The following is a 17,539-nucleotide window of genomic DNA, read 5'->3' on the forward strand; positions in this document are numbered from 1 at the left end:
TTATATTCTTGTTGCTAAACGAAGAATTATGTATAGAATTGCTTACGCTTAATTTTATAAGAGGAAACACTGAAAATGGGGCGTATTTTTATCTCAGCAGCTCACGGAGGCAAAGAAGCCGGAGGCATCGATCCCGGTTCCATCGCAGGTGGCACTACAGAAGCCAGAGAAATGATTTTATTGCGGGATTTGATTGTCACAGAACTGCGGGCGCGCACCTTTGAAGTTTTGGCTGTGCCTGACGATTTGAGTGCGGCTGACACCATTGCTTGGATCAATTCTCGTGGCCGTCAAGGTGATGTCGCCCTAGAAATTCATGCTGACTCTGCTAGTAGTCCCACAGTACGTGGGGCGAGTGTATACTATATTGCTAACAATAACGAGCGTAAAAGTAATGCGGAATTGCTGCTAGTCGGACTTTTACGCCGTTTTCCCCAGCTACCTAATCGTGGAGTCAAAGCAGATACAGATAGTGGTTTGGGTCGTTTAGCATTTTGTCGCCAGACTACACTGCCATCTTTATTAATGCAGGTAGCTTTTCTTAGCAGTCCAGATGACCGCGCTTTGCTGCAAAACCGTCGTCGAGATTTTGCTTTAGGTATTGCGGATGGTTTAGCTTCTTGGAGTCGTATGATTGACCCCACACCAGGCACACCCACTGAACCAACTTATCCATCTATCAAAATTAATATTAACGGTCAAAACTATGCAGAGCAAGGAATACTTGTCAATGGTAATGCTTATATTCCCGTTGATTTAATAGACCGCCTGCGGATTGATTTAACCAAAGCACCCAATGTCAACCGCATCACCTACCGCCGAGTAGTCTATGTCAAAGCGGTGGAATTACGAGATTTTAATATTTCTATTGCTTGGGATAGCACCACCCGCACTGTTAACTTACGTTCGATTTTAGTCATTTGTCCTGGTCAAATTGATCAAATTATCTCTCGTGGTAATACTTCGGAAGTGCAACTACAACTATTTCTGCGAAATAACAACGAAAATGCTTTGGTAAAATTTCCTGACCTTCCCAAACTCTATCGAGAAGAAGGCACAATTGAAGGTGTGAATTATGATATTGCTTTTTGTCAAATGTGTGTAGAAACTGGGTTTTTACGCTTTGGCGGTGATATTAAACCAGAACAAAATAATTTTGCCGGACTAGGTAGTGTTGGCGGAAGTGCAGAGGTAGCAACTTTTGAAAGTGCCAGAATAGGAGTCAGGGCGCATATTCAACATTTAAAAGCCTATGCCAGTTTAGAACCGTTGGTAAATGAAGTGGTTGACCCGAGATTTCGCTTTGTGACTCGGGGAATTGCACCTTTAGTTGGTCAACTTTCTGGTCGTTGGTCAGCCGATTTAGACTATGGGGCCAAAATTACTGCCATGATGCAGAGGTTATACGAATCAGCCGGATTAATGTAAATGTAATACAGCATTTTTGATATGGATGAGGTACATTTTCTAGTGTCTAGTCCCTAGCCCCTAGTACAGGTTGACGGAAATAAACAGACCATAAGAAATTGCTAAAAGGCTTGTGGTATCAGTATTCTTTCTTTTTACTTTTGCCTTTTTACTTTTGCCTTGTTGTACTAGTCTCTCTCCCCCTTGAAAGGTTTACTGCGCCAAACTGAAAAACGCTGTATATCTTCTGTCTGTGCTATGCAATAGCGATCGCGTCCCTGTTCTTTGGCATGATACAATGCTTGATCCGCTAAGGCGATGAGTGTATCTGGCTTGATGTCTAATGTAGGGACAACAGAAGCAATACCTAAACTCACAGTGACGATATTCTTGACATTAGATTGGATATGAGAAATAGCTAAATCGTGAATTGCTTGCTGAATTCGTTGTGCTACATTTATCGCTCCTGCTAAATCAGTATGGGGTAGTAATACTAAAAATTCTTCGCCACCATAACGCGCTACGAGATCAGCAGGACGATAAAGAATATTTTTAATAGTTTGTGCGACTTTAATCAGGCAATTATCACCTGCTAGATGACCATAATAATCGTTATAGAGTTTGAACTGATCAACATCAAATAAAATTAGTGATAGGGGTTTTTGTTCTCGTGCCAGGCGCTGACATTCTGTTTGGAGTTGGATATTTAAACAACGACGGTTAGCTATATGAGTCAAACCATCGAGATTGATCAGCTGTTCTAGTTTTTGATTTGCATCCTCGGCTTTTTCTTTAGCAATTAATAACTCGGCTGTTCTCTCTTGGACTCGTTGTTCTAAAGTTAAGAATGATGTTTGTAACTGCAATGCCATATTATTAAAAGATGTCGCCAATTGGCCAATTTCGTCTTTAGAGTTAATTTTGGCGCGGATATCTAAGTTACCTGCGGTAAACTGAGCCACAATATTAGTCAGATAAATAATTGGCTTGGTGAGTAGTTGACTAATCGCAAAAGCAATAATTGTTACAATTGAAGCAATTAACGCAAAAAGCAGCATTGCATAAGTAAGTTGCCGTTCTACAGGGGCTAGAGCTACTACCAAAGGTCGGGCGAATAATACAGACCAAGTTTGATATTTTAAATGGGCGATCGCAATCAGATTTACTTGATTATTGGTGTCTGATAAAGGGGCAATTAAATATGACTGTTTTTGCTCTAATGCTTGCTTGAGTTGAAACTCATGCGTAGCTAATTCTGGATTCACTGAATTAGGTAAACGATGTTCTTTTTGGAGTTTAGTGATAACATTTTGAGGCAGAGGCACAAGGGATTTAAATAACAGTTTTTGTGTTGTACTATGGGCTAGGTAAATATGATTTTCATCTAACAAAATAGCAAAAGATTTAGCACCTGCTCGTTCAGTTTCTTTAGTAACTAACTGTTGTACAACAGTAGCATTGTAACCAACACGCAATATACCCAATATTTCCCCATTGGCATTACGCACCGGACTGCTAAAAAATAGAGTAATCAAATCGGGAACGTTTGGCGATCTCTGCATACTAGAAACAAAAGAAAAACCAGTTTGCAGTGGTCTTTGAAAATAATCTGCGGCTGATTCATCTTTGTCTATATTTGCTATATTTGTATCCAAGACATTTTTACCGTTTAAGTCAAGCAACCCATAGGAAAAAACATTGAGCATATCTTTGCGACTTAACCGAGTTAATGTTTCTTTCGCTAATTTCATTTCGGGACTATTATGTCGCTGTTGCGGAGTGAGGCTTAGGTAATGTGCTAAACCTGGTAAAATCGCTTCTACGCGCACAGCATTCACATTAGCATCAATAAAAGCATCGATTCTGTTAGCTGTTTCGTTAGCCGCCGCAGATAAAGCCTGTTTTGCATTGTCTGTAAGTGCGTTTTGTGTTGTTTGTTTGTTAATAAATGCTAATAACAGCAACGGAATCAATGCCACAATCAAAAACGAGACAATCAACTTACTCCGAATACCACCCAAAAAATTCTGCTGCATAGCTTTAAATTATGAGGGAGGGTTTAAAAAAGAAGAATTGAATAAACTTTTTAGCTCTGGCAGACGGGCTAAATTGCCAGAACTAATAAAAAAATCTGCGTATATCTTGGCTGTTTTGTAGACAGAAGTAGGATTATCTAATTGAAACAATCTTTGGTTTTCAGCTAAATCATGTAGGGTAATTCCTGCTAGAGAAATAGTATTAATAGGAATATTTAATGCTTTACTAATGATAGCATTTCCTTCTTGAATATTTTCTTGCCAATAGCTGACGGCTTGCAACCAGGCGCGCACAAATGCCCTAACATCTTCGGGGCGATCTTGGATGATATCTTTGCGAAAAATAACCAAATCCAAAACCAAGCCAGGGGTTTCTTTACTAGAAAATAGGATATTTCCCCCTGATTTCATAGCTTCTGAAAGATAAGGTTGCCAAGTGTGCCCGGCTTGAATCACATTATTTTTCAGACGTTGAGGAATTTCTAAAGCTTCTGATTGTACTAAGCTGACATCATCGCTGGTTAAATTTGCACTTTTCAACATTTCAGTCACAAAAACTTCACTAAAACCGCCAAGATTTGCCCCTAACTTTTTCCCTTTCAAATCAGCAACAGTTTTAATTTGTGATTGGGCGACTACCACATCTGCACCCATTGATTCATCTATAACTAGCACACCTTGGACATCAGGATTTGTCGCACTCAAGATAATAAAACTTCCTAAAGATATTGAGCCACCATCATATTTACCTGCACCAAAATTTGCTTGTTCTAATTTAACGTATGTTCTATAAATTATTTCTACATCTACCCCTTGAGCTTTGAATAATCCTTTTTCTTGAGCAATGATCATTGGATACTCCCCCACAAAAGATCCAAATTGCACTCTCAAAGGAGGACGTTTCAATTCAGTTGGTGTAGAACTATGACAAGCAAATAGAAAATAAACAGTAATCAGAAAAATACTTACATATCTAAGTACTTTCAAAATCGCAGTTGGAACTAAGTCCATAAATGATGGCTATCACAATGATAATTTCTACAATTAAAAACCATAAAATTCTTTCAGTCTACATCCAAAGATAGATGACAACCAGTTTTTGGAAATGCTTGACTTTCCTTTTTAAAGATTAAAGTAGCCACACCTAAAAAATTGGCTCTCCCAGACTTGGGCTGATAAATTAACCCTAAAAAACGGCTAAAACAATTGATATAACAAGGTTTTTCCAAAATGAAATTAAAGATTTAATAAAAATTTACTTTATTAATCTTGAATCCCAGATTATGTAAGGATTTAACCTAGTATCAAGTATTAATTTGTGATAGCTAGTCTAGGAGAGCCAAAAAATTTTTTTAGGTTTTGATATATTGCAAATTCTATCCGATATTGTGTCTGGCTTCAGACATAATTCTCGATACCGGATCTGATAGAACAGAATGTAGGCGTCAGAAGTCAGAATTCAGTATGAATTGGAGTACAACTGGGGTGGATGAATAAGAGGGTTTAAGAACCCCGTTAAATCTAAAATTTAGCGGTCTACAATGGTGTCTGTGGTCTTTTTCTCCACTAATTGATGCTGACGAATGTATTCTGAATTCTTCTGCAAATTCCTGTCTCTGACAGCACCTACATTAATGGCGGCAAAATACCGAGTTGTTGCATTAAAGTAATAATATCTGCCTGTCCCCAATGTTCGACGACTTTACCATCAACAATCCGGTCTATATGCATAACTGAAAATTTGACTTGCTCTCCTGTAGGGGGAAAACCTAGTAATTCTCCTTGATGAGTACCGCTAAATGTGCCGCGAGTGACTACTTTATCTCCCTCAACAATCACATCTTCAAATGTATGCTTACCATCGGGAAAAGCAGAACGCATCATTAACCCATAATCGATAAAACCTTGTAAATCTAGCGGTTCAGATGTACCTGTTGTATAAGCAATGAGATTTGCTGCTGTGACTTTTTTTGCAGCTTCGACATCTCCATTATCAAAAGCGGTGTAAAGTTCCAAGGTAATAGCTTTGTTCTGTTCGGTGGGCATGAGTCAGATTGATTACAGTGTATTAAGTCATTTAAATACCGTGATATTAGTTCAGAGTCAAGAGTAATTTGATACCATGTTTTACACTCAATCATCTATTATATTTACGTATAATTAGTGCTAAACTAATCACAATAATGTAATATATCAAAAAATAAAATTTGAGGTAATTATGTACTCTGCCTTAAGCTTTCCGCGTCAACAAAATCCGTGGAATCAAGCGTTTTATCGGTTAATTAATCTATTTGGGGTGCTACTGCCTTATATTTTATTATCTTTGGCTATATCTCTGCTTGGTTCACTTATTCTGACGAGTTTTTCTTATGGATTAAGCGCAATATTTGGGTGGCCGGCTGTGCCTTTTTTCCTAATTATTGTTTAAGATCATCTCGGATTAATTTAGTGATGCTGCGGTAAATCTGTGCAAAAAGGGAAAAACTCTTTTTTACCGTGAGCAGAAGCACCCTGCTCTTTTGTGGTCTTGATGATCAGTCTTTTACTGGATAGGCAAAGTCAGAGTAAAGGCTGTTTGCGCTTCATTGGATAGAGAATTGAGAGTCAAATCGCCATGATGAGCGCGAGCAATTTCCCGCGCCAAGCTCAATCCTAACCCAATACCTTCAACTTGGCGGGTACGTGCCGGATCACCACGATAAAAGCGATCAAATAGCCGAGTACGATCGCTATGATGAATTTCTTTAGAAGCATTGGCAACCGTAATGTAGAGGTTGTTAGCTCTTTTTTGGGCATAAATCATAATCCAGCCGTCAGCCAGATTATATTTAATCGCATTACTCAACAGGTTTTGTAGAACTTGCATGAGCAAATCGCGATCGCCTTTTACCTTAAGTCCAGCAGGAATGTCAGTTTGCACACTCAAACCAGGAGCTAGTAGTTCTACATCCTCTACCATCTCCATTAACAATTCAGACATATCTAGCTCAACCAAATACAAGCTCATCTGTCCTGCATCTGCCAAAGAGAGCAGCAAAAGTTTACGCATAATTCCACTCAACCGCCGGACTTCATCTAAAAGATTACTCAGGCGTTGTTGTACCTCACTACCAGAATCCACTTGTTGCAGAGTTCTTTCCAATTCACCTTGCAAAATTGTCAGGGGAGTTTTGAGTTCGTGAGCAGCATCAGCACTAAAGCGCGAAGCTTGGGTAAAACTGCGTTCTAGGCGTTCTAGCATTTGGTTAAACACCTGAATTAATTCCACAAACTCAACATCTGTTGTCCCAATTGGAATTCTTTGATCTAATCCTTTGACTGTCACTTGTTGAATCACAGTTGTTAATTGATCAATTGGACGTAACGCCCCACCAGAAATTAGCCATGCACCAACCGCAACCATAAATAACGCCACAGGAATCGAAACCAAGAAGATATTTTGAATTGTCGCCATCTCTTGATTTACCGTTTGTTGATTGACAGCAATAGCAACTTGAGAGTTGGGAAATTTAGCGGCTCCAATGCGCCAAGATGCTTTTGTTGTTTGTATCGTCACAAATTTTGGGGCAACAGGACGAGGTGGTAATTCGGTAACGGGATTTGAATTGAATGGTTCTCTGGGTGGAAAGGGTGCAGTAGGTGTTAATTGAAGATGCTGAATTAATCGACTTTGTAATTCACCTTCAGTTAATAAAGATTCAGATTGAAAAATCGTCTTGTTTTGTGGATCAAGAATTAATAAGGCAGTCGGGATTTTATTATTTGTTCTCAAACCAAAAGAGGGTGGTTCTGGCGGCGGAGGCGAGAAATTTCGCCCTCGCTCTCTGTCTGGTGAACGACTAGCTCGCATCAACTGATTTAACAATTCTGCATCAAGTCGGCTAATTTTGGCATTGTAAATTTGCCACCAAGAAACTCCACCAAATCCTACCAAGGTTGTACCAGCTAGAGCCGCAGACAACAAAGCAATCCGCAGTCGAAACGATCGCAATTGTTTCATGATGAAGAGTCTGGTTTGCGAAACCGATAACCAACACCGCGAATACTTTCAATCCAACTAGCTTCATCAATCGAGTCAATTTTTTTGCGAATTCGCTGGATACAAACATCTACAACATTAGTGTTGGGGTTAAAGTCATAGCCCCAAACATGTTCTAAGATTTGGGTACGGGTAAAAACTCGTCCAGGAGAACGCATCAGATATTCCAATAGATTAAACTCGCGGCTGGTGAGTTCAATGGCCTTTTGATGACAAGTAACTTCTCGCATAATGCGATCGAGTTTGATTGGCCCCACCGCCAAAAGATTTTGGCGCTCGCCTGCACTGCGACGCACAACTGCATGAATACGAGCCGCTAATTCTTCTACAAAAAACGGTTTGGCAATGTAATCATCGGCTCCTAAGTTTAAACCTGCCAAGCGATCGTCTAATTCATTGCGAGCCGTCAATAAAATAACAGGTACATTGACTCCTTCTCGGCGTAGTTGTTTGAGAATCGACAGTCCATCTTTTCCTGGAACCATAATGTCAAGAATAATTGCATCATATTCGTTATCTAATGCCCGCAGATATCCATCATCACCGTTGTCGCAGTAGTCTACGACAAACCCTTGCTCCTTCAGTCCAGCCCGGACGAAGTTAGCAATTTTGGCTTCATCTTCGACAAACAAAACGTTCACAAGTATTTATCACTTTATTGATTGCTCTATTTTAATTTGATTACTCAATAGCTGAAATTACAAAACTGTAATTGAGAAATTAGGCAAGCTGTCATGTTGGCGTGGATTAATCATAGATGTCAGCAAAAAACATTTGTGAGGTTAATTGATCATGACTATTCGCCGAGTTTTAGCTCTAGCTGCAATTCCTTTTGTGATGGGGACATTTGGTTTTGTTGCACCTTCTCAAGCCAATGCCGCTAATCCATCTGAGCATCATACCCAGATTGCCCAACAGCCCCGTAAACCTGTTCAGGAATTACAAAAACCTGATAAAAAAGCAGAAATTAAGCATCGCCAACAACGCTTAGACAAAAAACCGCGTCATCCCCAACCCCATCATCGCGGTACTGAGCGCAATCAGCGCGGAAATATCAATGAATTGTGATTGGGATTACTCATCAAGCATTCCCAAATCTCAATTCCCGAATGGTGTAAGTTCTGTGTCTGTAATGTGTCATCAGCATCATCATGAATAACTACAAGCATTCATTACGCCGTATGTTGAGCCGCCGAGAAATGTTAACTTTGTCTAGGGCTGCGGGAACGGCAATATTTGTGGTTGGATGTATGCCCAAAAGGTCTAATGTCGCTGTTCTTGTATCCTCTGTACCTGCCTGTATTGTCAGTCCAGAGCAAACTGAAGGGCCGTATTTTGTCGATGAAAAGCTGAAGCGTGCTGATATTCGTACCGATCCGAATGATGGTTCGGTGAAACAAGGTGTACCACTAGAATTAACACTGCATATTTCTCAAGTTAGTAGTAATGGTTGCACACCATTAGCCAGTGTTATTACTGATATTTGGCACTGTGACGCTTTAGGTGTTTATTCTGATGTCACAGATAGAAATTTTGATACTGTTGGTAAAAAATTCTTGCGCGGTTATCAAATAACAGACGCGTTGGGAAATGTGCAGTTCACAACTATTTACCCTGGTTGGTATGAAGGGCGAACTGTGCATATTCACATAAAAATCCGCACGAATGTGTCAGGGAAAAATTACGAGTTTACGTCTCAGTTGTATTTTGATGACGCAATTAGCGATCGCGTTTATACCCAAGCACCATACGCCAGCAAGGGAGAACGCACCCTGAAAAATACTGATGACGGCATTTTTCGTGATGGGGGTGAGCAAATGCTACTCAAACTTAAGCCGCAGGGACAAGGCTATGCAGCTAGCTTGGATATCGGATTAAATCTGACGTAATTTGAGCCTTGTACTATGCACAAAAATTACAAAAATGTAATTTAGAAGCAAGGCAAACTGTAATTTTGGGTTAGTTAAATAAAAAACATCAGCGAAGGATTTACGGAGGTTATTATGAAGTTGAACAAAGTATTAGTAGTAACAACAATTTCGATTTTAGCTAGTACAGTTGGTATAGTTTCTCTCAATCAGGTCAGTGCGGCCAAGCCATCTTACCAAATCGCCCAAGATTTACAACAGCCTGACCAACAACCAGATGGTCAAGGCCAAAGACGACCACCCCGCCCTGACTTTGCCGCCGCCGCCAAAAAACTCGGTGTCAGTGAACAAAAATTAAAAGATGCTTTGGGCGTTCCCGCTAATCCACCCAGCCAAGGACAGGGAAATCAGCAGCGTCCACCCCGTCCTGATTTTAAAGCCGCCGCCGCCAAACTCGGTGTCAGTGAACAAAAATTAAAAGATGCTTTGGGCGTTCCCGCTAATCCTCCAGGTGAGGGCGGCAATGACCGCCAACGACCACCCCGCCCTGATTTTAAAGCTGCTGCCGCCAAACTCGGTGTCAGTGAACAAAAATTAAAAGATGCTTTGGGCGTTCCCGCTAATCCACCCAGCCAAGAACAGGGAAATCAGCAGCGTCCACCCCGTCCTGATTTTAAAGCTGCTGCCGCCAAACTCGGTGTCAGTGAACAAAAATTAAAAGATGCTTTAGGCGTTCCGGCTAATCCTCCAGGCGAGGGCGGCAATGACCGCCAACAACCACCCGCAGACAGATAGTTGATACTTCCAAGTACCGCTGATTTAGCACAAGTTAATTCTGCGGTACTTGTTCTATTTTGGTGGTGATCAATCCAGAGAAACCAAATGCTGTAGCTTAATGTCCATCGTTTGACCAATGAGGGCGATCGCTAGTTAATTTTATCACTCCAAAAGATTGTCCTACCTGCCATAAATCAGAATTTTCATAGCTAGTTAATGGCTCATTAATACTGACAATATTTCCCTTAGCATTTTTGATTTGCAAAGTTCCTTCCCAAGTTATTTCCCAATCAATAGCTAGTCCTTGAGTATGTCGAGAAACTAAAGCAGGACGAAAAGCAATATTATAAGCTTCTACCATTTGTTCGGCAGCTTGCACAGAAGCAGCATTGGTATAATGTTGCCAAATAATATCTACATTTGGGAGGGGGGGAACATCTTTAGCAGCAATTTCATTTTTACTAATTATAAAAGCATAATGCATCAAATAAGCCCGTTCTGGAGGGCGTAATACCGACGCAATATTAATAGTCGCGCCAGCATCGTTTAAAGCTCTGGCAAAGGCTTGAACTTTTTGACGAAAAGGAGCAGCTAAATCATCAATTGAATCACTTTCGGGAAAAGCATTAACCCAGTGTTCACCGCTCAGTCTTTGTCTTAATTTTTGAGCGTATTCGTTAATATTATCTAAAGCTAAATCAAAATCACTACCAAGTTTAGCCTTTGTTGCCAAAGAAAGTTGTTGGGCTAACTCAGTGCGAAAATGGATATCTCTTTTTTTATAAGCTTCCGCTAACCCTCTGATACTGTTGGGGCCAAAATCGCCATCAACCACTAAGGCAGGATTTAGAGAGGCGATCGCTGTTAAACTTTTCTGTAAATCTTTGACTAGCTCATCTGTAAAATTTAGATAGGCTAGTAATTTTTTAGCTGCATTAGCATAAATTGCAAAATAAATGGCAAAACCTTGTGTTAAGGCTTTTTGATATGTATTAGTATCTACAATTCCTGTGGCTGTTAAACCATTACTTGTTTGATATTTACGAGTAGCTTCATAGGTAATATTGCCAAAATCACCATCAACAGCAGCGACAGGAAAATCATGCTCTAACAAAAATTTTTGCCAAGCAATTACAGCTTGACCTTCTGAGCGTTTTTGCAGAGTGGGCAGTTGCAAAGCTGGAAATTGAAAGCTCATATATAAGAATCCAGTTTGATGATTTAAATTAATTGGATGGAAGGCAACAGAAACTACTGATTTCCTATTCCATACTATCTGAATAAACAACTAGATTCGGAAATCTATAAATTTTTTCTCATCACCAAAAATTCTCATTTTAGAGATTTATACTGATATCGCCGAAAAATTAATTTTAAATCATATTTAATAGCCGTAAATTTGATTTTGTTGCAGGCGATCGCCCTAATTAAGTATGAAGAAAAATGACAGTAATACCAATAACCTGCAAAACTCAAACTTAATTTTACGTATTACCGTAATATCTGAGATAAATCAGGTAGTTTAAATTATTGTTTGCTGGTAGATGGTAAGCAACGATGAATAAATCGCATCTATTATATCTAATCGAAAGTATCAATTGCACTCTATTGCCTAGTTTAAAAATTGAGAGCGTCCATCCTGGCGATCCCGTCAAAGTTCACTATCTTCCCCAACCTTGGCAATTACTTGGTACAGGTAATTATGCCGCAGTTTTCTATCACCCTGAATACCCTGAGTGTGTAGTCAAAATTTATGCTCCTGGAAGGCCAGGTTATGAACAAGAAGTCGAAGTCTATCGTCGTTTAGGTTCTCATCCTGCATTTTCTGAATGCTTTTATGCTGCTGATGGCGTTTTAGTATTAAAACGGCTTTATGGCAAAACCCTCTATGATTGTATGCACTTGGGTTTACCAATTCCCAAACAGGTGATCCGAGATATTGACAGAGCTTTAGTTTATGCCAAAAGTCGCGGACTCTACCCTCACGATGTCCACGGAAAAAACGTCATGATGCACCAAGGTAGAGGACTAGTCGTAGACATCTCTGATTTTCTTGATCAAGAAACTTGCTCAAAATGGCAGGATTTAAAAAGGGCTTATTACTGGTTATATCTGCCGATTCTTTGCCCATTACGGCTACGAGTACCTTACTCTGCTTTAAATATGCTACGTAAATGTTATCGTTTAATCACTTCTGCCAAAACTTTTTGTGATTCGCTCATCCTGAGACTAACTCATTTTAAATAATATATTTTTTAACTCTGACTAGCACAAAAATTATAGTTTTCTTACTAATGAAAGATAAATTAATTATCTTGATGTTCTATAGTAAACTCTCAGCATTGTTAAAGACGAAATAGTTGTTACTTTGTCGGGGCAAGTATTGTATTCCGATCAAGTGCAGCTTGTTAATGCATAGTTAAAAAGGTAGAGGTATTCGTTGATGGATGCATTTATCGGAAAATATTCGCCCTATATTTATGCACATTGGTGCATGAATATAGGTTTATTGTTTGTCGTCCATAGTAGCCCGAAACTCTACTTATTTTGCTTAGGGAGTTGAAGGTTAAACTCATGGAAACTCCTAAAATTAGTAATTCAGCTTTTAAAAAACTTTCAGGGCAGCAAGGGCTATTTGTAGGTGTAGGGCTAGGGCTAGTTTTGGCTATTGTTGGTATGACTGTGTTTTCGCGTTTTGCTGACAATGGCCGTTCAACGGCTCCTGCCCAAACTTCTCCTGCGGCCAATGCGAGAAATGCGGCTTTACCTGTGAAAGTTCAGCCAATAGGTACTAGCACAACCCAAGAAAGTTCCGATTTTGTCGGAGCCTTAGAAGCACAGCAAAAAGTTACACTCCAACCGCAAATTCAAGGACGAATTGAAGCAATTCTGGTTTCTAGTGGTCAACGAGTGCAGAAAGGAACACCAATCGCCTCTTTGAGTTTAGATCAGACTCAAGCCAATGTTGCCAGTTCTATTGCTGCTGCCAATGCTGCACAAGCAGGTTTAAAAACAGCCCAGGCGCAACTACAACAAGCACAAGCCCAACGGAGCAAAGCCGCAGCTAATGTTCAGCTTCAAAGAACTCAATTCAACCGCACCCAACAATTAGTTACGCAAGGAGCGCAAGCTAGACAAGAGTTAGATATAGCCAATAATAATTTACAAGCGGGCATTGCAGATTTACAAGCTGCCGATAAAGAAGTAGCAGCGGCCAATGCAGCAGTACGCCAAGCCGAGGCTAATATCCGGCAAGCCCAAGCTAGTACAGCAGCGGCCCAAGTCAATGTCAATCAAAAAAGAGTCGTAGCACCCATCACGGGCATAGTGGGGGAATTTCCCGTAAAAATTGGAGATTATGTCAACACTGGGCAAACAATCACGACCATTACGCAAAACGATGCGCTAGATTTAAATATTTCTGTACCGTCAAATCGGTTGAAGCAACTGCGCGTCGGACTACCAGTGCAGTTAATTGACCCCACCACTCAAAAAGCGATTGGCCAAGGTGCAATCAATTATCTTTCTCCTACAGTCAGTTCTGATCAGCAGTCGATTTTGAGTAAAGCCCGCTTTAATAATGCTCAAGGAAGATTGCGCGATGGTCAATACGTGAAAGCGCGGGTGATTTGGAATCGAAAACCAGGGATACTGATTCCCACTGTAGCAATTTCGCGGATTGGGGGACAAAGTTTTGTCTTTGTGACAGAAGACACCATTGTTAACGGCCAACCGCAGCAAATTGTACATCAGCGTTTAGTTCGTCTTGGTGATATTCAAGGGGACAGTTATCAAGTTCTAGACGGACTCAAAGTCGGTGAAAGCATTGTTACCTCTGGCATTCTCAAACTCAGAGAAGGCACACCCATTCAACCGCAATCCTAAATCGTAGGAGACTCGATCGTGTCGATCGCCAACACATTTATTAAACGTCCGGTATTAACTACTGTTTGTAGTTTAGTGATTCTGATTGTGGGGTGCGTGTGTATTCCGCTACTACCACTAAACTATTTACCGGATATTGCGCCTATTCGGGTGCAGATATCAGCTAGCTACACTGGGGCAGATGCCGCTACTGTGGAAAGTGCTGTAACCACAACCCTAGAACGCCAGATTAACGGTGTCGAGGGTATGCAGTATATGACCTCAAATAGTGCCGCAGGCAGTAGCCAAATTTCCGTATATTTTGGGGCGCAAACAGATAAAAATATTGACCAAGTAAATGTCCAAAATCGCATTGCCAGGGCAACACCACGCTTACCCACGAGTGTGCAACAACTTGGGGTGACAGCACAAACAGCTTCTACCAGTATTTTGTTAGTGTATACGTTTTATGCCGAAAATAATGAGTACGATCCGCTATTTATCAGTAACTATATTGATTTAAATTTGCGCGATCAAATCCTCAGAACTCCGGGAGTCGGGGATTTGACAATTTTTGGCGAAAAGCGGTATGCGATGCGGTTGTGGCTTGACCCGAATGCTTTAGCAAGTCGGCAATTAACTGTCACAGATGTAGCAACGGCACTGCGATCGCAAAATATTCTCGCCGGAGCCGGAACCATTGGTCAAGCACCTATACCTTCTGGTCAAAGTTATGAAATTCCCTTGCGGGTTAACGGTCAGTTTCAAAATGCCTCAGAGTTTGAAAACTTAGTCATCAAAGTCGGGAGTAATGGCAATTTAATCAAACTGCGGGATGTCGGGCGGGCGGAACTCGGTTCAGAAACTTACGCCAGCAACGCGAGAAATAATGGCAAACCAGCTATTGGGATGGCGATTTATCAGTCGCCAGGGAGTAACGCGCTAGATGTCGCCAGAAACATCGAGGCGCAGATGAACGAACTCAGCAAAGAATTTCCGCCAGGATTAAAAACCCAGGTAGTTTACGATACCGTGGGGTTTGTGCAAGCTTCCCTAGAAGAAGTAGTCAAAACCCTAGTAGAAGCGATTCTCTTAGTTGTGTTGGTGATATTTCTCTTTCTCCAAGACTGGCGCGCCACCATTATTCCGATTGTGGCAATTCCTGTATCTCTAATTGGGGCTTTAGCCTTTGCTTACATATTTAAATTTTCCCTCAACAATTTAACTTTATTTGGATTAATTTTAGCCACAGGGTTGGTAGTTGATGATGCGATTATTGTAGTCGAAGCGATCGCTAGTAAAATTGAACAGGGAGTTAGACCGCTGCAAGCCTCCTTTGAAGCAATGGAGGAACTTACGGGTGCTGTAGTTGCCACATCCTTGGTGTTGATGGCGGTATTTATTCCCGTGGCATTTTTCCCAGGTTCTACTGGGAAAATGTATCAGCAGTTCGCCTTAGTCATTGCCTTTTCCATTGCTATTTCCACCTTTAACGCGCTTTCTTTTAGTCCTAGTATGGCGGCGATTTTGCTGCGTCCACCACAACCCAAACGCGGCCCATTAGGTTGGTTTTTTCACAAGTTTAATCAAGTTTTAGGATGGATTATTGATAGGTTTCTGGCAATTGTTAAATTTTTGATTCGTCTGCGTTATGCTGTGGTGGCTTTGTTTGTTGTGGGTTTAGCCGCGACTTATTTGATGTTCACCCAAGTACCCACAGGGTTTGTGCCGAATGAAGATCAAGGCATTGTCTTAGGCATTATTCAAGCACCCGATGGGGTTTCTCTGGGTTATACAGATGGTGTGATTATCCAACTAGAAAAAATTCTCCAGAACGAACCAGAAATTGATAACGTTTTTGCTACCTCTGGCTTTGGTTTTGCGGGTAGTGGCTCAAATCGGGGTGTATTTTTTGCCAAGCTCAAACCTTGGGAAGAGCGCACCCAAGCCAATCAAAGCGCGACGGCAATTTTAGGACGCATCAATGGGGCATTTCAAAAAATTCCCGATGCGATTATTACCGCAGTCAATCCTCCACCAATTCAAGGTTTTAGTACCTTAGGCGGATTTGAGTTACAGCTAGAAGACCGCACCAACGGCAGATTAACCATTGATGACTTTTTTGCCAATGCCCAAGCGGTGATTGCTCAAGCTAATCAGCAACCAGCCTTGACAGGCGGTGTATTTACGCAGTTTACCGCCAGCACACCCCAATTTCAAATTGACTTCGATCGCGATCGCCTGGAAGCTTTGAATGTCGATTTTCAGCAAGCTGTGAATACCTTATCAGCGGCCGTTGGCTCGCAATATGTCAACGATTTTACTTTAGGACAGCAGAGTTATCGGGTGTATGTCCAAGCTGAAGGTAACTTTCGGCGATCGCCTGATGATATAAATCAGCTATATGTGCGTTCTAACAACAACCAAATGGTGCGATTGAGTGAAGTAGCAAAACTTACACCCATCACAGCCCCAGCCGTCATTTCTCACTACAACGGCTTTCGTTCTATCAGCATTCAAGGTAGAGAAGCACAAGGCTACAGTAGCGGTCAAGCAATTCAAGCTATGCAGCAAGCCGTCAGTGCCACTGCTATTCCTGGCGTTGGTAGCGATTGGACAGGAACCGCCCGCGAAGAATTAGCCGCAGGTAACTTGGGGATTCTCATTTTTGGCTTCGGGATTATTATGGTGTTTCTGACACTGGCGGCTCAGTATGAAAGTTATATTGACCCAACAATTATCTTGTTAACAGTACCGTTGGCACTGTTGGGTGCGTTGAGTGCTTTGGCGTTGCGTGGTTTGGTAAATGATGTTTACGCCAACGTAGCTTTAGTCATGTTGATTGGGCTGGCTTCTAAAAATGCCATTTTGATTGTTGAGTTTGCAAATCAAGCCTTTGAACAAGGTATGAGCATTCCCAAAGCCGCCTTAACAGCCGCCCAAGAGCGATTTCGACCAATTGTTATGACATCTTCAGCATCACTACTGGGATTTTTCCCTTTAGTAGTGGCTTCAGGAGCCGGTTCTGCCTCGCGCTGGTCTTTGGGGACGGCGTTATTTGGCGGACTATTAGTAGCCACAGTTCTGAGTTTGCTAATTGTTCCAGTGTTGTATGTCATCATCAAGAATTTGGAAGAACGCTTTTTAAAACGCAAGTCTGCGCATCAACAGCCCTCTACCTCAGATAGACCAGAAGCAGAGCTAGCAAACACCCCTAAACCAGAATCGGCAGCAGTGGCTACACCAACGGGCGAAGAGCGGCCATCTGATGAGTAAAATGTTTTGATTTATCGCTCAATACGCTTGGGTTAAGACTAAAAACCAATTCTGGCGTAGGTTGGGGAGCCAGTGCCTTGGGCGGGTTCCCCGACATGAAGCAACTGGCGTTTGAGGAACGAAACCCAACATCCGAGCATACTTTGTTGGGTTAGGCTATCGCTACACCCAACCTTGTATCTTAAGAGAAGTAGTAGACCGTCCCAACCTTGGTCATCATAGACCGCTTCGTAGCATGGGTCACTACAACAATCTCTTTGACAGAACTCGAA

Annotated in this window: 14 protein-coding genes; 7 read left to right on the forward strand and 7 right to left on the reverse strand. The window is 41.3% G+C overall.

The genetic code is table 11. From position 1 onward, the window contains the following. Positions 1–75: 75 nt before the first annotated feature. Complete coding sequence (locus tag H6G69_RS06965) at positions 76–1,428, forward strand: N-acetylmuramoyl-L-alanine amidase (RefSeq protein WP_190683669.1); 1,353 nt, start codon at positions 76–78, stop codon at positions 1,426–1,428. Positions 1,429–1,595: 167 nt separating this feature from the next. Here H6G69_RS06965 and H6G69_RS06970 read toward each other — a convergent pair whose 3' ends face one another. The 5 genes from H6G69_RS06970 to H6G69_RS06990 form a co-directional block, all read right to left on the reverse strand. Beyond that, positions 1,596–3,443: a diguanylate cyclase domain-containing protein gene (locus H6G69_RS06970; RefSeq protein WP_190683687.1), complete on the reverse strand. Its 1,848-nt coding sequence runs from the start codon at positions 3,441–3,443 to the stop codon at positions 1,596–1,598. Between the two features lie 9 nt (positions 3,444–3,452). Beyond that, entirely contained in the window at positions 3,453–4,433 is a 981-nt protein-coding gene (locus H6G69_RS06975; RefSeq protein WP_190683754.1) for an ABC transporter substrate-binding protein, read from the reverse strand. A gap of 636 nt (positions 4,434–5,069) precedes the next feature. Next, the gene (locus H6G69_RS06980; protein ID WP_190683690.1) at positions 5,070–5,489 is read right to left on the reverse strand and encodes an ester cyclase; all 420 of its coding nucleotides are present in this window, start codon (positions 5,487–5,489) and stop codon (positions 5,070–5,072) included. A gap of 496 nt (positions 5,490–5,985) precedes the next feature. Continuing rightward, positions 5,986–7,443, reverse strand: a complete 1,458-nt coding sequence (locus H6G69_RS06985) for an ATP-binding protein (protein WP_190683693.1) — start codon at positions 7,441–7,443, stop codon at positions 5,986–5,988. Next, complete coding sequence (locus H6G69_RS06990) at positions 7,440–8,123, reverse strand: winged helix-turn-helix domain-containing protein (protein WP_190683696.1); 684 nt, start codon at positions 8,121–8,123, stop codon at positions 7,440–7,442. The genes H6G69_RS06985 and H6G69_RS06990 overlap by 4 nt, the downstream gene beginning before the upstream one ends. 151 nt (positions 8,124–8,274) lie before the next feature. Between H6G69_RS06990 and H6G69_RS06995 the strand changes: the two genes are divergently transcribed. The 3 genes from H6G69_RS06995 (at position 8,275) to H6G69_RS07005 (ending at position 10,145) form a co-directional block, all read left to right on the forward strand. Further along, the gene (locus tag H6G69_RS06995; protein WP_190683699.1) at positions 8,275–8,550 is read left to right on the forward strand and encodes a hypothetical protein; all 276 of its coding nucleotides are present in this window, start codon (positions 8,275–8,277) and stop codon (positions 8,548–8,550) included. Positions 8,551–8,633: 83 nt separating this feature from the next. After that, on the forward strand, positions 8,634–9,371 hold the full coding sequence (locus tag H6G69_RS07000; protein WP_190683702.1) for an intradiol ring-cleavage dioxygenase: 738 nt from the start codon (positions 8,634–8,636) through the stop codon (positions 9,369–9,371). A gap of 114 nt (positions 9,372–9,485) precedes the next feature. Continuing rightward, the gene (locus H6G69_RS07005) at positions 9,486–10,145 is read left to right on the forward strand and encodes a hypothetical protein (RefSeq protein WP_190683705.1); all 660 of its coding nucleotides are present in this window, start codon (positions 9,486–9,488) and stop codon (positions 10,143–10,145) included. A 97-nt stretch (positions 10,146–10,242) separates the two neighbouring features. On the opposite strand, the gene H6G69_RS07010 is transcribed toward H6G69_RS07005, so the two are convergent. Further along, entirely contained in the window at positions 10,243–11,325 is a 1,083-nt protein-coding gene (locus H6G69_RS07010) for a peptidoglycan-binding protein (RefSeq protein ID WP_190683708.1), read from the reverse strand. A 359-nt stretch (positions 11,326–11,684) separates the two neighbouring features. Here H6G69_RS07010 and H6G69_RS07015 point away from each other — a divergent pair, with 359 nt between their 5' ends. The 3 genes from H6G69_RS07015 to H6G69_RS07025 all read left to right on the forward strand — a co-directional run bounded on the left by H6G69_RS07015 (position 11,685) and on the right by H6G69_RS07025 (position 17,267). Continuing rightward, on the forward strand, positions 11,685–12,374 hold the full coding sequence (locus tag H6G69_RS07015; protein ID WP_190683711.1) for a serine/threonine protein kinase: 690 nt from the start codon (positions 11,685–11,687) through the stop codon (positions 12,372–12,374). A 327-nt stretch (positions 12,375–12,701) separates the two neighbouring features. After that, the gene (locus H6G69_RS07020; RefSeq protein ID WP_242071996.1) at positions 12,702–14,012 is read left to right on the forward strand and encodes an efflux RND transporter periplasmic adaptor subunit; all 1,311 of its coding nucleotides are present in this window, start codon (positions 12,702–12,704) and stop codon (positions 14,010–14,012) included. Between the two features lie 18 nt (positions 14,013–14,030). Beyond that, positions 14,031–17,267, forward strand: coding sequence for an efflux RND transporter permease subunit (locus H6G69_RS07025; RefSeq protein ID WP_190683714.1), 3,237 nt, complete (start codon positions 14,031–14,033; stop codon positions 17,265–17,267). Between the two features lie 38 nt (positions 17,268–17,305). On the opposite strand, the gene H6G69_RS33640 is transcribed toward H6G69_RS07025, so the two are convergent. Next, on the reverse strand, positions 17,306–17,539 hold a 234-nt coding region (locus H6G69_RS33640; protein WP_206757639.1), incomplete at its 5' end, for a hypothetical protein.

It is taken from the genome of Nostoc sp. FACHB-110 (assembly GCF_014697425.1).
Lineage (GTDB): Bacteria > Cyanobacteriota > Cyanobacteriia > Cyanobacteriales > Nostocaceae > Nostoc_B.

Excerpts from the sequence above, each read along its gene's own strand:
- H6G69_RS06965 (WP_190683669.1), top strand. The coding sequence starts at position 76 with ATGGGGCGTATTTTTATCTCAGCAGCTCACGGAGGCAAAGAAGCCGGA.
- H6G69_RS06970 (WP_190683687.1), bottom strand. The coding sequence starts at position 3,443 with ATGCAGCAGAATTTTTTGGGTGGTATTCGGAGTAAGTTGATTGTCTCG.
- H6G69_RS06980 (WP_190683690.1), bottom strand. The coding sequence starts at position 5,489 with ATGCCCACCGAACAGAACAAAGCTATTACCTTGGAACTTTACACCGCT.
- H6G69_RS06985 (WP_190683693.1), bottom strand. The coding sequence starts at position 7,443 with ATGAAACAATTGCGATCGTTTCGACTGCGGATTGCTTTGTTGTCTGCG.
- H6G69_RS06995 (WP_190683699.1), top strand. The coding sequence starts at position 8,275 with ATGACTATTCGCCGAGTTTTAGCTCTAGCTGCAATTCCTTTTGTGATG.
- H6G69_RS07000 (WP_190683702.1), top strand. The coding sequence starts at position 8,634 with ATGAATAACTACAAGCATTCATTACGCCGTATGTTGAGCCGCCGAGAA.
- H6G69_RS07005 (WP_190683705.1), top strand. The coding sequence starts at position 9,486 with ATGAAGTTGAACAAAGTATTAGTAGTAACAACAATTTCGATTTTAGCT.
- H6G69_RS07010 (WP_190683708.1), bottom strand. The coding sequence starts at position 11,325 with ATGAGCTTTCAATTTCCAGCTTTGCAACTGCCCACTCTGCAAAAACGC.
- H6G69_RS07015 (WP_190683711.1), top strand. The coding sequence starts at position 11,685 with ATGAATAAATCGCATCTATTATATCTAATCGAAAGTATCAATTGCACT.
- H6G69_RS07020 (WP_242071996.1), top strand. The coding sequence starts at position 12,702 with ATGGAAACTCCTAAAATTAGTAATTCAGCTTTTAAAAAACTTTCAGGG.